The organism is Vreelandella aquamarina (assembly GCF_044805175.1).
GTDB classification, from domain to species: Bacteria; Pseudomonadota; Gammaproteobacteria; order Pseudomonadales; family Halomonadaceae; genus Vreelandella; species Vreelandella aquamarina_B.
Window position 1 is genome coordinate 2235556 of the sequence record NZ_CP085232.1, and the last position, 13572, is coordinate 2249127.

The window sequence follows — 13572 nt, forward strand, 5'->3', positions numbered from 1 at the left end:
TATTGGCAACGAAGCCAATGCGGGCACGCTATTCATCGCCATACTGGCAGCTTCTATAGGCTTTAACCGCTGTAATGTCCTTCACGCTATGCTCACCTAAGCCCAGAGTGCTTGCGCGAGACGGTGGCGGTGATCCCATCACTTTCGTAAGTGTACAGCCAGCCCATCTTGGGTGTGTTTATGGCACACTAGGCGACATATTTCGCAACGAAAACAAGGAGCCGTTATGCCAACACCACTCGTACTAAGCCCCAAAGAATGCCAGGGCAAAACCTGGCACCCGCCAACGGACCTTCACTTCGCTGCCGATCAAGCCCTCATTCCATTGCACTTAGGCGAACTCGCCAAAGCCGCTACCACCATGCCGTTAGCGTTCATCAAGGAGAATCGTGAATGGCAGTTAGTCGGGTTGTGCGGTATCGAAACCGGCCATAACCTGTTCATCAAAAACGGCAAGTGGCTGGGTCATTATCGGCCTGAGTGGCTATCTACCTATCCCTTTGAGATCGTGACCGTGGGGAAGAAGGGGCTGGTCACGTTTAATCGTAACAGTGGCCTATTAGCCGAAGAGAGTACCGGTGAGCCATTTTTCGATGAACAGGGCCAGATGAGTGAAGCCGTTGCCGCCCGTGTAGAAGCGCTCAAAACCAGCCATCGTAAACATCAGGCGACTCAAAAAGCGCTGTCAGCATTAGCGAAAGCCAACGTTATTACCCCCTGGCCGGAAACCCTACACAGCCAACTGGGCCTGTCCATTAACGGCTTGCACATGATCGATGAAAAAGCGCTTAGCCAGATCGACGACGAGACGTTCCTAAGCCTTAGAAAAGCCCAGGCACTACCCATTGCCTACGCGGTGAATCTCTCCTTGCCCCAAACGCACCTGCTAGGCCGCTTGGCGAGGCTGAATCCCGGCTACGTCGCCGCACCGGAAAACCTAGATAGCTTCTTTGATAACGATGAGGATTTGAGCTTTGATTTCGATGATTAAGGGAAAAATGAAGATGATGTTATTGCTCGCCATGGCGGCGCTGTTAACCGGCTGTGGTGGCGTACCGTTCGTGCCGCTTATTTGATAGCGCTTCAATGCCGCCCCGTGCGGCGTTCTATGCCGCTACCTGATGCCATTCCCCTGCCTTTACGGCATAAAGCGGCCCTGGGGCCGCTTTGAGCGTCCTGCCGGTTAATCCGTACTACGTTCCACCTTCAACCCTTTCTGGGAGTCAGCGATGGCCAGGGCCAGCGAGACCGCTTGCCCGATGGAGTCACTGTCGGTGGCGGCTTTGTCCAGATTGGTGCTCAGGGCTTTGTCGTTGACGAGGTAGCAGGCTATTTTCTGGCCTAGGTGGTGAACGTGGGTGGGTTCCAGTACCTCGGCTCGACGCAGCAGTTCAAGCAAAGCAAGCGTGCGTTGCTCATGCTCAGCATCGACTTGCATCCGGGCAATACGATCCTGCAGAAAAGGCGTCGCCTCATCGTTCTCAAATAGCCTAAATCCCTTATCGAGCTGAAAATGTGGTGCGTCCGTATCAATAGCCACGGCAGGGGTAATTTCCCGCACGCCGGGTGTCGAGGTTTTCAAGGGGTGGTCGGCTCTCAAGAGCGACGTGAGCAACAGCGGGTAGTGACGCCATGCCAAGGGCATATGCTCGGCAAAAAGGTTGTCGGTGTCTGAGGGCGTAATCAACGCCTTTAACCCGAGGCCACCATCATCGGTAATTACAATTGGGAACCGAGTGGCCAGCGGCTGAATATCCGGAATCAAAAGATCAATGACCTCTGCCTGAGCGGCCAGGGCCGAATTGTCGATAGGCGTCATACGCAGGTGAGCGTGTAAATCGGGCGATAGCAGCATGGGCAATCCTTGTGTCTACGCCCGCGATCACCGGGATCAGGGCTGGCGAAAATTCCCGCTAATGTAGCATATTTCCGTGTTATTTCAGAGGGTTTGCAAGGGCTTGCGGGGTTTTGGCGGCGTGTCGCGTGGGGATTAGTCGGGGTATATGAGAGAATCCTGGTGGTTGATCACGATGACTGACTAACCCGCGATAACGAGGACGTTGATGTGAAGATTCATGAAAGCCCGGTCAGCTACAACACTCCACTACGAGATGCCCAAGTCAAGCTTATGGCCCAGTGGTGCCGCAAGCTCCAGGCACTATGGGACGATGCGCATACCGCGTTTGGGTTAGAAGCCAATTGGATTGAGCGGGAGTGTGTACAAGACTTCTTTCTCACTGCTGAGGCGTGTGGCTTCGTCTGCAAGGAATGGGGCGTGATGGAAGGGCTCTCCAATGCCGTGGTGCAGTGGAACGGGGTGCCCGGCGGCGCGGATGTGAAGTGGCTGCGTTACTTTATCCACTCGCTGATTCTCCACGATAAGAAGGCGGTGGAGAACAACATGGCTTACATGGAATCCATGACCTTTGAGATGGGCAAGAAGCAAGGTTATGCCGACCTGGCAGCGGCGCTGGAAGCGCAGCTACCGACATGAAAGTATAGGGTTTAACTAACGGCATAAAGGCGGCCCTATGGCCGCTTCAGACTGCTGACGAACCCACCTATTTTGGTGGGTTCGTTGCGTTTAGAGCAGGCGTACACTCGCGGCCTGACTCACCACCCTCATCGCACGGCTTCTGCCCATCGTCGGGTATAACGCCCTCTGAAGAGCCCTATCAGCCCTCAGGTGACGTAAAAACGTGCCAAAAAGCCGGCGCCAACGCGCCTGCGCAATTTTCTTGAGGTTCTGACAGGCCGCGGCCAGCAGACACTGCTCTTTGACGCGTGCTAGGCCTCGCATTCGCGCATAGCGGTGCCCGTGCAACTGCTTGGCGTCGGCGAAGCTGCGCTCCACCGTCTCCTTACGTCGTTGATAGAGCTTCTTGCCCGGCTCCGTCAGTCGTCGGGCATCCACCCGATCCTTGTCGTCCTGCCAGACGTGCCGCGTGACCGTTTTTATCTGCTTGGCGTTGCGGGTACAGGTCGCCAGCCGAGGACAGCCGCGGCAGATCTTAGGATCACTGCGATAGTGGCGGTAGCCATGTCGATCCGTGGTGGCATAGATCAGCGATTGGCCCTCTGGGCACTGATAGGTGTTGGTCGCCGCGTCATAGGTAAAGGCACGTTTGGGGAGATACCCTTTTGGCTTACTGGGACGGCGGTAGCCGATGACACCATAAAGCCCGCGCTCCTCCAGTCCATGACAGATAGCCGCCGTAAAGTAACCCGCGTCGAGGCCGACACCGACCGGGGCCAGCCCGAAGCGCTGGCACTGATGGTCCAGTCGCGCCAAGTAAGGCACGCTATCGTGCACACTGGCCGGGGTAACATGGGTATCGGTAATAATGGCGTGCTTGCCGTCCACCGTGCGGTGATCCAGATAGAAGAAGCCGGTCGGTTTGCCATCGCGCACCATATAGCCGCTATCCGGGTCGGTGAGACTGATTTTCTTTTCGACAGTGGCCGGTGCCTCAGCACGCGGCGTCAGGGCTTTTTTCCGTGTTGAGCGCGGTCCTCCTCAACCGCCACGTCCAGGGCGTCCAGATAGTCCCGTGCCGTCGTCTCGACCTCTTGGCGCTCAAAACGATGCTTGTTGGCATTGGCCTTGAGATGCGTGCTGTCGGTGTAGAGCACTTCGCCGCCCACCAAGCCTTGTGCAATGGCTTGCTCGACAATGGTATCGAAGATCTCTTGGTGGATCGTACTATCGGAGAAGCGGCGGCGTCGGTTCTGGCTGATGGTTGAGGCATCGGGCACCTTGTCGGTCAAGCGCAAGCCGAGGAACCAGCGGTAGGCGACGTTCACCTGGATCTCGCGCATCAACTGGCGCTCGCTACGAATGCCAAACAGATAGCCGATAAACAAGGCCTTGAAGAGCAGCACGGGATCCAGCGCAGGTCGACCATTATCAGCGCAGTAAAGATGACGGACGCGCTCGCGGATAAAGCTGAAGTCGAGGGCGGCCTCAATCTGACGCAACAAATGGTTGGAGGGTACGAGTTCTTCGAGCGTGACCATCTCCAGTTCGTGCTGTTGGGGGGAAGGGTCTTTGAGCATATCGGCCACCACTAAAAACGATACGCTTATAAAAGCAAAACCCTGGCCGAAGGGCCAGGGCTTTGTCAGCAGTCTGAGGCGGCCCTATGGCCGCTTTCGTCTTTTCGATGGCTACGTTGTCGGCTCTTATCCCTTCTGAGGCTCTTCAGACAAGGCTTTCGCAGCTTCTTCATCGCTTATCTCGACACCCCAGCTTTGCACCTCTTCTCCGTACTCCTTCTTCCATGCTTGAAGTTCGGGTTTCTTGAGGCTCTTGGCAATCACCTCTTCATCGGTATGTTTATTGGTGTAACGTTTCCAAGGAAGCGTTTTTTTCGGCTGGCTAGGTGATGACTTGTTGGCTTTCTTAGCTGAAGGCTGATTAAAAAATACCAGAAGGTCGGCTTCCGTTTTGCCGTGCTTCCTTAACACCTCGTCGATATCGGCTTTAAACTGCACGGCTTGTTGGTATGCTTTTTCCTGCTCTAGCTTTTCGAGTTCTTCAGCAATTCGCGCCTGTTCCTGTTTCAACTTTTCATGCTGAGCGATGGGGTTGGTCATTGGGCAGCCCTTGTATCTTGGTAGTGTTCTGTTCGTGTACGAAGATTATCACTCATCAAGTTCAATCACATCTTTCGACAGCAACTCGAATCAAACGTTATCCGTGACACCGCCTCAATTACCTGATGTGCATGCGGTTCCACAATGCTTAGTTTCTTATTTTTTGGTGCACTGGAACGGTTCTAGGAGACAGATTTTGAGCATAATGCTGTCATTAGGTTTCTTGTTACTGTTCCTTCCCCTGTGTTTGTGGAGCATCTTCAGGTGGTTCGTTTTTCGTTTGATTCGCTTGTTTTGATTTCCTGTGTCGGCGTTTTTGTTTCGAGATGGAAGTGCCAGGAACACGTGATGTATCGAAGGTGTTCATGTACTTCGGTGCTGTCGGTTTGACATAAAGCTGGTAAAGGCCCATAAAGCGCGCCAAGACTTCCAGGCCTGCTTTGGTATCAGGGTCGTTGGCTTCTAAGAGTCCAAAGTATTGTTCCTTGGCGACGTTATTGGTGGAAGAGGTTGGAGAAGAATAATTGCTTCCTATACCAGCAACGCTTTTCCAGTGGTTTCCAAGCGCATGCGTCAGGCTGTACCGTTGTGTTTCTCTGTTTGCATCGTAGAACAACACCATCATGCAGGTCAGGCCACGACCTTTGGAGTATCGGTATTTCCAGGCATAGCTGATTAGCCCATTGAACAAAGCAGCATGGTTGCGGGGTTTCAGGAAAGCTTTTCGGGCTTCGTTCAGTTGCTGGTAAGCTTGCTTACTTTCGTTTTCAAGTCCTTCGTCATAGCTCGCTTCTACGCCATTCATTCCGCTTATGTTTGGAGCTTCTAGATCCAGGTAGATCAGTAGAACAGGGGATGCGAATTCTAGTGTTTTCTTAAAAAGAAGCTGCAAGGTACTTTGATGTTTTTCAGCTTGTTTCTGGCGACTCCTTTGGGCCTTCTTAACGTCTGCATGTTTCAGCACGGCGGCCAAGTGTCGTAGATACTGGTTGGTGGTAGAGAGAAACTCCTGGGCTTCCTTTTCAGTAAAGGTGAGCTTTTGTGTGGGAGGCCATAGTGGTGAGTGAAAAGCCTCTTTTGGGCGACCGATACCGGCGAGTCGAGAATCGGCAACTGCCTGTTGAATGGCGCTATGGTGAGCCTTCGTTGATTCGAGTAAATGATCGGGTTGTCTAAACACCTGATCGAATGCTTGAACACGAGGGGATAAATGCGCCACTGGGATGTATTTGAGAACTTCGTGTAGGTCATCCCACGCCTTATGGAGAAGTGACAGTCGCCCCCGATTGTTAACAGCGTACTGAGCTTCAATGTGGTGATTACCAGGTCGATGCAGAACAAATTCATCCTGACGACTCAGATCTAATGCGGGTCCTTCGGCAATGTCGTGCATCAGATGTTCGGTGAGTTGGAGCTTTTCCAATGTCACTCGTTCGTATCGGTAAGAGCTTTCCAGGTCACTGCCCTGCTTGAGCGAGGCCAGAACACGGACATCGTTCACATAAAGCAAACATGGTGGATTAGAGTGAGGCATAAACACCTTTTAAAACTTAAAAAAGTTAGTTGCTTAGACTACCTATAAAAAATCTGCTAAGAAAGTTTCTGAAAGCAAAAAGTTAATTTTCAAGCTTTGCCATAATGGGGTCTGAGCCGCTACTGCTAGGGGGAGAGCCGTGTTCAGGTATTAGACGCGGGTGTTCCTGGACTATGGGCCTCCACCCACCGGCGCAGCAGGGTCGTGCCAGGGCTCCGGGGAAGCCGTCTGTACTGCGTCCACTCTTCAAGCGTGCGCCTCGGCACCCCAATCTCGTCGGCCATCTGTTGCTGGGTGATTTTTCGCATCTTACCTAGCGCTTTAGCGTCACGTATCAGACGCCGCTTGGGTTCGTTCGCTTCCATGTCGGCTAGACGCTTCTCTGCTTCGTCATAAGGCGATGCAGCGGTTTCCCAAAAAGGGGCGGGGGACGTATGACGCGTCTCTGTGGACGCTTCTGATGCTTGCTGCGGTGTGTTTTGTGAGAAAGGGAAGTTAAACATCCTAGTGCTCCTGGTCGATCAATAAAAAAGGCCTGCTTCTTGAGAGCAGGCCATGTTGTCGCGTGATGATTTGTTCCCGGCAATTGTCGTCGGCGGGCTTATTTTCCCATCTTTTTACGTTTAAGACGGACGGTTCTATAACATAGGCAATTAAACGTCAGGTTTTATAAGCGACTTGCCTTGCGAGGTATTAAACACTTGGATACCTTGGCCGATTTGTTTTGTGTAGGCTTTGCAAAGATAACTACAGACATACACCGCCTCATTAATCGCACACCAGTCATGCCGAGCCAGGACGCCCGTCCAGGGAAGTCCGTTCATCGGATGCTCGCCTATCGTGATTAACTGGCCCAGCGGCTCTTCGTGGTGAAATCCCATGGCTTTTAACCAACTGCGCATCATCCGGTGGTAAATGTTCTGGCGAGTATAACTACCGAACTCATCGGGTAAAGGACTACCGATACTATCGAAGACGCCTTTGTTGAGCATGATGACCAAGTGGTAATGCGGTTTGTCACTAGTATCTTGCTCTCTGGCCCAGATATAACGAAGTGACATTCGGTAAGGGGCACTGGCTTTCGTGAGTTCGTATTTAAAGAACCTAAAGAACCGGGACAATACGTGATTGTTATCGTGCATCGAGGAACGTTCCATGAACGCTGGAAACTTCAAGTCCGCACGAAAGATAAACGTGCGCGGCTGACATTTCGTGGCGCTGATGATTTCGTTGACGGTCGACTCAAGGTAATTTTCGATCAAGGGATAATACTTCCCCTTTACTACCTTTTGTTGAACTTTGAACCGTACCGGTTTTCTCGGAGACCCGTTAGTTTGAGTCAAGCAGCCTTATTTGCCTGACTCTGTTGCTCATAATACATGGCTTCTCGCTCTGCTGGTGGGATGTGGCCAATCGGCTCCAGTAACCGCCGGTGATTGAACCAGTCGACCCACTCCAACGTTGCAAACTCAACCGCTTCTAGTTGCCGCCATGGTCCGCGTCGGCGAATCACTTCGGTCTTGAAAAGCCCTATCACGGTTTCAGCCATTGCGTTGTCGTACGAATCGCCCACGCTTCCGACAGAGGGCTCAATGCCGGCATCTGCTAAACGTTCCGTGTAGCGAATTGAGACGTATTGAACGCCTCGGTCGCTGTGGTGAATAAGATCACCTTTAGGTCGCTGAGGGCGCTCATGAAGCGCCTGTTCAAGCGCATCCAACACCATATCGGTTCGAGGTGTACTGGAAACTCGCCAGCCGATGATTCGGCGAGCAAACGCATCAATGACGAAGGCGACATAAACAAAGCCCTTCCATGTGGCAACGTAGGTAAAATCTGATACCCACAGTGCGTTCGGCTGAGCTGGCTGAAACTGCCGCTTGACCAAATCCGCCGGACAGGCCTTGTTAGGGTCAGATACAGTCGTACGCACCGGCTTACCACGTATCACACCGCGCAGCCCCATTTGGCGCATCAGGCGAGCGACGGTGCAGCGAGCCACCGGAGTGCCTTCTCGGTGTAGTTGACGCCAGACTTTGCGGATGCCGTAGACACCGAAGTTCTCTTCCCAGACGCGCTGAATTTCGGCCCTCAGCCAGCGCTCACGTTTATTGCGGGGAGGCGCTCGGTTGGGCTCGCGTGCGCGGGCACGATGCTCATAGTACGTCGACGGGGCGATCGGCAGGACACGGCAGATCGGCTCGACCCCGTATAACGCTCGGTAATCTTCGATAAAGTTGATCATCACTTCCCGCGGCGGTCGAGCTCCGCCTGGGCAAAATACGCAGAGGCCTTTCGTAGGATCTCGTTGGCTTGCTTCAACTCTCGGTTTTCACGCTCTAGCGCTTTGATCCGTTCACGCTCGGAGGTCGTAGCGCCTTCCCGACGCCCTGTGTCACGCTCGGCCTGTCGGACCCAACTGCGCAGTGTTTCAGGCGTACAGCCGATTTTTGGGGCGATGGCACCGAGGGCTGCCCACTGGGAGGAATAATCGGCCTCGTGGTCGAAGACCATACGTACCGCCCGCTGGCGAACTTCAGGGGAATATCGATTTGATTTACTCATGGCTCCATCCTCTCAAGGTTTGGAGCCTCCGGGAATCCCGGTACGGTTCAAAGCCAGACAGCGACTGGTTGCCACCTTCCTCATTGTAGAGGTAAACGTCATCCTGAGTGGTGAAGTTATCATCGCCTTCACGCAGGTTAACGCCCAAGCCACCATCTTCTTCAGAGTTTTCGATCGCTTCGCGAGCTTCGGTGATGTCCGTGTTAAGACCTTCCAGCTGATCAGCCAGCGCCTTAGCATCGCGATATTCAGTGATGGCTTCTTCGTAATCTTCTAGATTGTTCTCAGCGGTGTTCAGCGCTGCAGACTCAGTGGCGTCGGTAGCGAAGCTACCATCTAGGTAGTTATTCGCTTCGTCACCCAGAGCCAGGTAACCGGAAGCATCGAAATCATCAGCATCGAATGCCAACAGGTTGTTGGCGGTAACTTCTTCAAAGCCGTTCTCAGTACCTACAGTGATATCGCCAGATACAACTGCAGCAACATTCGGTGTTGTTGCACCATCGGTAACATCAAAAGCAGTACCTGTTGCGTCAGCATAAGTAATGCTAATAGAAGTACCATCTGCGGATGCAGATTCAATGGCACTTGTCCCTTCAAGAGCTGTAGCCAAGGCGTCAGCATTTGCATAGGAGGCAGAGGAAATCGAAATACCGTTTGCAACAATCAGATTTGTGCTGAAATCGAGACCAGAAACATCAAGAGTGGTAGTGGCTGCTGATTTGAAGCTTCCATCAGCACCATCGGTGCTATCCCACTTAACAGCAACATCAGTACCTGCAGCGTTACTGACCGTCAAGTCAGTAATAGCGTACATGTCATCGACTTCATTTGAAGCTGCCGCGTTGTCACGCGCATATACGACACCATCTTTGACGTATAATTTACCGTCTGAGGTAAGTTTTGAACCGCCAGTCTGGTCGAGAATATCACCAGCTGTGATACCACTTCCGTCAATCTCTGCATCACCCTCAAGCACCATGATATCTGCAACGGCGCCTTCAAGAGTGCTCTCAGCCTGAGCAACAGCCTGAATAGCGGCCACATCAGCCTTAACAGCGTCGAGAAGCTGCTGAGCACGGCTGGAATCCGCATAGGCATCAGCAACGATGATGTCACCGCTTGCATTCACTGTGATGATGGCGTTGCTGCTACCGTCTTGAACCAGCTTGTCATCTTCCTGCAGATCGGTCAGATCAATACCGCCTGCAGTATATGTGCCGCTGTTTCCAGTCGGAGCTGAGAAACTGTATGCAGTAGCCGTAACACTGGAATTGGCAGTGTTGAAGCTAGTAACTGCACCCGCGAGTGTCGCGGCGGTATCAGCCTGAGCTTCCAAGGAAGTTTCAAAGCCAGCCTGAGCAGTAGCCAGAGATTCAACGGCATCGTTCAGACCTGCGATCTCGTCGACGTCAGCCTGAGCGTCAGTCACCGCTTTCTGATACTTACCGAGTTGCTCATCAATGATGGCATTGTTGAGGTTATCGGAGTTAGCAGCTGCAACGGTGCCAGTGGTGGTCTGACCGTTCAGAGTGCTGATGGTGTTGGTGTAGAGCGTGTCCACGCCATCTTCGATTTCATCAGGGGTCGGCTCGCTACCCGCCACAGTGGTGGCGTTCTCCAGATCTTCGCTGGAAGCGTAGGCTTCTTCCAGGAAGTCAACGCGAGCAGTCTGCGCGTCGGACAGGTTACCCAGCGCTTCAGTCAGCTCTGCGACTCTCCTATTCTCCCCACCGATTGATTTACAAGGCTTTTCTCCTCTCGCCTCGCTTCCAAAAGATCTTTTTCTTCGCTCTATCTATTTTTGATAGCAAATACGTATATTTTGGATCACCTTCAGAACAAGCATTGGTGCGGCTTCGGGCCGTTTCTTCGTTTCTTCTCCCTATCTACTTGTCCTTCCCTTTCTCCATTCGACGCTCTTCCAACGCTTCAAGGCCTTTTGCGGTCACTGTAATGGTCAGGCTGTCAGTGGCCCCCAATAGGTCAACATCGATCCCCCGCTCCCGGAAAAGCCGCATCATAGCGGTCAGCGTGTCGGCTCGCATGGCCATTTCCAGGGTTTCGTTACGGGCGACCGTGGATTTAGCCACACCTAACGCATCTGCGAATTCCTGCTGACTCATGCCGAGGGCAGCCCGGCCCATGCGCATGGCGAGCGCAAAACGGTTTTTTTCTTCCATTAGGGTTTACACCTCACGGTTCTGAAGCTATAAAGCACGTATTCGCTATCATTGATAGCGTATTCGCATCATTAATACAATATTTAGCCAAATGGAGAGGAACCGCTTATGCCGTCGCAGAACCTAACCCAAGTCTTTGTGGATCGTAGCAACCTGTGCCCAAAGGGCAAGAAAAAGGTCGACTATTTCGATCTAAAAGTCACAGGACTGCTGCTAAAGGTGCTCTATTCAGGTCAAAAGACCTGGTATCTACGTTATGCCACCGATCATGGGCGTATGAGGGAGAAAAAGCTGGCCTTGGCCTCAGTGCTGTCGCTAGCGGAGGCCAGAGAGCTTGCCCGACGTCACTTAAGTGACATTGCGAAAGGAAACGATCCCTTTGACCGCAAGGCGGCGATGAAAGCGATCCCGACGCTATCAGTGTTCATTAATGAGACCTACATGCCCTACATACGCAGCCATAAGCGCTCCTGGGAGACCGATCAGATACTGCTGCGCGCCCATGTGCTACCTAACTGGGGTCATCTGCACCTGGATGAGATAACGCAACAGCGGGCGATCAAGCTGTTCGCCGATCACCGTTTAACCCACAAACCCGCGAGCACCAACCGCGTATACGACATGCTGAATACGGTGTTTCATCTGGCGATCCGTTGGGAGACAGGATTGACCGCGAATCCGCTCAAGAACGTGCGACGTTATAAGGAAAACAATAAGCGGGAGCGTTATTTGACCGAGGAGGAAGCTAAACAGCTGTTTGAGGCGCTGGAAACCACGAAAGCGCCACAGTTGAGGGCGATCGTAACCATGCTGCTACTGACCGGCGCCCGCTTGAGCGAAGTGCTGAACGCCCAGTGGAAGGACTTTGATACGGTAGCGCGGGTGTGGACGATTGAGTTCAATAAGAGCGGGAAAACCCGCTACGTGCCATTGTCCGATTCAGCGATCCAACTAATCGAGAACATGCCGCGCATTGAGGGTTGCCCGTATTCGTTTGCCAATCCGCAAACGCAACAGCCATATACGAGTATTCACTACGCTTGGGATACGGTAAGAAAACGGGCGGGGCTAGCTGACCTGCGCATCCACGATTTGCGTCACAGCTTTGCCAGCTTCTTGGTGAACGGGGGACGGTCGATCTATGAGGTGCAAAAGATCCTGGGCCATACCCAAATCCGCACCACGCAGCGTTATGCACACTTGAGTCAGGAAACGTTATTAGAAGCGGCCAGTACGGCGATGAACAGCGTGCCCGCATTGGCCTCGTTGCCAATAAACGCGAGTGAGGCGCGCCCAACACGACCGCCCCGACCGGCGTTAATCAGCCACAGTCCGCCGCCCCTGGCACCATCGGAGGGGCTTACCGGGGATAGCAGCGCATCAGGGAATAGCGCCGATTAGAAAGGCAACAAAAAAATAGGCAGAGACGATAAGGGCAGCCTCCAACCGGGGCTGCCCTTTTTTGTGCGTGAGGAGGGGTACTGGAGAAGGTGGGAGTTAGTGCTTACCGAGCAGGGCTTCTAAGCTCTCTGCCGATAGGATCTGTGCGACCCAATTATCTAGTTGATCGTCTGTAGATGAGGCTAGACGCTCATCAGCCCAATCAGGTAGTTCACCGAACTTTAAGTTAATTAGCTTTCGCAGGGTACCTTCTACACCCTCATGATGCCCTTCACGCTTTGCATCATTCAAAAATGACACTTCATCCCGTAATGCCCGTTCACGCACAAAAGCCAGGCGGCGGGTCTCTTCATTGACGCTAAGCTCGCAGATGCGGTTCATGGCACTCTTGGTCATTTTAATGCTTGAACAGCTCATCAAGACTGTTCGCTACTAAGATTTCATCTGTCCAGCCTTCTAGCTGCTGGGCATTAGCAGTCTCCAGTTTCTGAATAACCCACTCGGGCAAATCGCCAAACCGCTTAGTAAGTAGGCGTTGAAGTATACGTTGCGCTTCTTCCCGCCGCGCATCGTTCAGCAACGACACCTCATCCCGCAGTGCCCGTTCACGCACAAAGGCCAGGCGGCGAGTCTCTTCGTCGGCGCTGAGCTCGCGGATGCGGCTCATCGCCTTTTTGACCGGTTCATGGGCAACATTAGCCATGGTGAGTTCCTCCTGCCAGTGCTTGAAGAAGGTGATCCAGGCGCGCAACGGGCCTTCTGGCAAACCCAGGCGATCCGCCTTGTTCAATTCGATCAGGTTCATCTGCAAAACGTTCCCAAGCGAAATCTTGGGCTGGTGTTCATCGCGCATCTCAAATCGCCAGATCGCTTGCTCGCGCTCGGCGGTTGTTTCTGTAAACAGATCGAAATCCAGCAGGTGCAGGCCCACTGAGGCACGCAGCTCTTGGTAATCTTCACCGGCGCTCAGCTGGCTTCCCAGCGTGCGGGCCAGATAGAACACCCCCCGTTTGTGCCAGGCCCCGTAACGGCGCACCTGCACCTCGATATTGTAGCAGTTGCCATCCCCATCGCGTGCCAGCACATCGAGAATGATGTACTTGCCGGTAAGCTCTGTCGCCTCGATATTCGGATTCAGTATCTCCACCGAGGCAATGTTGGGCAAATCCGGGCGAAGATCGTTGATCAGATCCACTAGCAAATCGGGTGCTTCGGCGAACAGCCGCTTGAAAACGTAATCGTTGGTAGGGTCGAGTAACTCGCTCATGGAAACTCCTGTCGTAATGGCCCTAT

Annotated in this window: 14 protein-coding genes and 1 other annotated feature; of the genes, 3 read left to right on the forward strand and 11 right to left on the reverse strand. The window is 53.1% G+C overall.

Annotation, left to right across the window (positions count from 1 at the left end; genetic code table 11):
- Positions 1 to 226: 226 nt before the first annotated feature.
- Positions 227 to 991, forward strand: a complete 765-nt coding sequence (locus LG300_RS10475; RefSeq protein WP_404375217.1) for a SapC family protein — start codon at positions 227 to 229, stop codon at positions 989 to 991.
- Between the two features lie 192 nt (positions 992 to 1183).
- On the opposite strand, the gene LG300_RS10480 is transcribed toward LG300_RS10475, so the two are convergent.
- Positions 1184 to 1855: a SapC family protein gene (locus LG300_RS10480; RefSeq protein WP_404375219.1), complete on the reverse strand. Its 672-nt coding sequence runs from the start codon at positions 1853 to 1855 to the stop codon at positions 1184 to 1186.
- Positions 1856 to 2065: 210 nt separating this feature from the next.
- Here LG300_RS10480 and LG300_RS10485 point away from each other — a divergent pair, with 210 nt between their 5' ends.
- On the forward strand, positions 2066 to 2494 hold the full coding sequence (locus LG300_RS10485; protein ID WP_404375221.1) for a hypothetical protein: 429 nt from the start codon (positions 2066 to 2068) through the stop codon (positions 2492 to 2494).
- A gap of 90 nt (positions 2495 to 2584) precedes the next feature.
- Here the strand turns inward: LG300_RS10485 and LG300_RS10490 are convergent.
- The 8 genes from LG300_RS10490 to LG300_RS10525 all read right to left on the reverse strand — a co-directional run bounded on the left by LG300_RS10490 (position 2585) and on the right by LG300_RS10525 (position 10878).
- Positions 2585 to 4056, reverse strand: a protein-coding gene (locus LG300_RS10490) for an IS1182 family transposase (RefSeq protein WP_404375016.1) whose coding sequence is annotated in 2 segments (ribosomal slippage) — positions 2585 to 3486 and positions 3486 to 4056 — 1473 coding nt in all. Because the reading frame shifts where the segments join, the coding sequence is not laid out codon by codon here.
- A gap of 126 nt (positions 4057 to 4182) precedes the next feature.
- On the reverse strand, positions 4183 to 4596 hold the full coding sequence (locus tag LG300_RS10495) for a hypothetical protein (protein ID WP_404375223.1): 414 nt from the start codon (positions 4594 to 4596) through the stop codon (positions 4183 to 4185).
- A 226-nt stretch (positions 4597 to 4822) separates the two neighbouring features.
- The gene (locus tag LG300_RS10500; RefSeq protein WP_404375225.1) at positions 4823 to 6130 is read right to left on the reverse strand and encodes a hypothetical protein; all 1308 of its coding nucleotides are present in this window, start codon (positions 6128 to 6130) and stop codon (positions 4823 to 4825) included.
- A gap of 143 nt (positions 6131 to 6273) precedes the next feature.
- Complete coding sequence (locus LG300_RS10505; protein WP_404375227.1) at positions 6274 to 6633, reverse strand: hypothetical protein; 360 nt, start codon at positions 6631 to 6633, stop codon at positions 6274 to 6276.
- A 150-nt stretch (positions 6634 to 6783) separates the two neighbouring features.
- Positions 6784 to 7392, reverse strand: a complete 609-nt coding sequence (locus tag LG300_RS10510; RefSeq protein ID WP_404375229.1) for an inovirus-type Gp2 protein — start codon at positions 7390 to 7392, stop codon at positions 6784 to 6786.
- Between the two features lie 77 nt (positions 7393 to 7469).
- A protein-coding gene (locus LG300_RS10515) for an IS3 family transposase (protein WP_336275339.1) occupies positions 7470 to 8695 on the reverse strand; the annotation gives its coding sequence in 2 pieces (ribosomal slippage) (positions 7470 to 8410 and positions 8410 to 8695; 1227 coding nt in all).
- Positions 8301 to 8417 (reverse strand) — a sequence feature (AL1L pseudoknot). (Overlaps the previous gene by 117 nt.)
- Positions 8688 to 10301, reverse strand: a complete 1614-nt coding sequence (locus tag LG300_RS10520) for a hypothetical protein (RefSeq protein WP_404375232.1) — start codon at positions 10299 to 10301, stop codon at positions 8688 to 8690. Before LG300_RS10520 ends, LG300_RS10515 begins: the two co-directional genes overlap by 8 nt.
- Positions 10302 to 10584: 283 nt before the next feature.
- On the reverse strand, positions 10585 to 10878 hold the full coding sequence (locus tag LG300_RS10525; RefSeq protein ID WP_305657113.1) for a helix-turn-helix transcriptional regulator: 294 nt from the start codon (positions 10876 to 10878) through the stop codon (positions 10585 to 10587).
- Between the two features lie 108 nt (positions 10879 to 10986).
- Between LG300_RS10525 and LG300_RS10530 the strand changes: the two genes are divergently transcribed.
- Positions 10987 to 12279, forward strand: coding sequence for a tyrosine-type recombinase/integrase (locus LG300_RS10530; protein ID WP_404375234.1), 1293 nt, complete (start codon positions 10987 to 10989; stop codon positions 12277 to 12279).
- A 96-nt stretch (positions 12280 to 12375) separates the two neighbouring features.
- On the opposite strand, the gene LG300_RS10535 is transcribed toward LG300_RS10530, so the two are convergent.
- A complete protein-coding gene (locus tag LG300_RS10535) occupies positions 12376 to 12660 on the reverse strand; it encodes a hypothetical protein (RefSeq protein ID WP_404375236.1) in 285 nt (94 codons plus the stop codon).
- A 16-nt stretch (positions 12661 to 12676) separates the two neighbouring features.
- Positions 12677 to 13546, reverse strand: coding sequence for an Rpn family recombination-promoting nuclease/putative transposase (locus tag LG300_RS10540; protein ID WP_404375238.1), 870 nt, complete (start codon positions 13544 to 13546; stop codon positions 12677 to 12679).
- Positions 13547 to 13572 lie beyond the last annotated feature (26 nt).

What these genes read in the sequence shown, in the direction of transcription:
- LG300_RS10475 (WP_404375217.1), top strand. Translation starts at nt 227, where the DNA reads ATGCCAACACCACTCGTACTAAGCCCCAAAGAATGCCAGGGCAAAACC.
- LG300_RS10480 (WP_404375219.1), bottom strand. Translation starts at nt 1,855, where the DNA reads ATGCTGCTATCGCCCGATTTACACGCTCACCTGCGTATGACGCCTATC.
- LG300_RS10495 (WP_404375223.1), bottom strand. Translation starts at nt 4,596, where the DNA reads ATGACCAACCCCATCGCTCAGCATGAAAAGTTGAAACAGGAACAGGCG.
- LG300_RS10500 (WP_404375225.1), bottom strand. Translation starts at nt 6,130, where the DNA reads ATGCCTCACTCTAATCCACCATGTTTGCTTTATGTGAACGATGTCCGT.
- LG300_RS10505 (WP_404375227.1), bottom strand. Translation starts at nt 6,633, where the DNA reads ATGTTTAACTTCCCTTTCTCACAAAACACACCGCAGCAAGCATCAGAA.
- LG300_RS10525 (WP_305657113.1), bottom strand. Translation starts at nt 10,878, where the DNA reads ATGGAAGAAAAAAACCGTTTTGCGCTCGCCATGCGCATGGGCCGGGCT.
- LG300_RS10530 (WP_404375234.1), top strand. Translation starts at nt 10,987, where the DNA reads ATGCCGTCGCAGAACCTAACCCAAGTCTTTGTGGATCGTAGCAACCTG.
- LG300_RS10535 (WP_404375236.1), bottom strand. Translation starts at nt 12,660, where the DNA reads ATGAACCGCATCTGCGAGCTTAGCGTCAATGAAGAGACCCGCCGCCTG.
- LG300_RS10540 (WP_404375238.1), bottom strand. Translation starts at nt 13,546, where the DNA reads ATGAGCGAGTTACTCGACCCTACCAACGATTACGTTTTCAAGCGGCTG.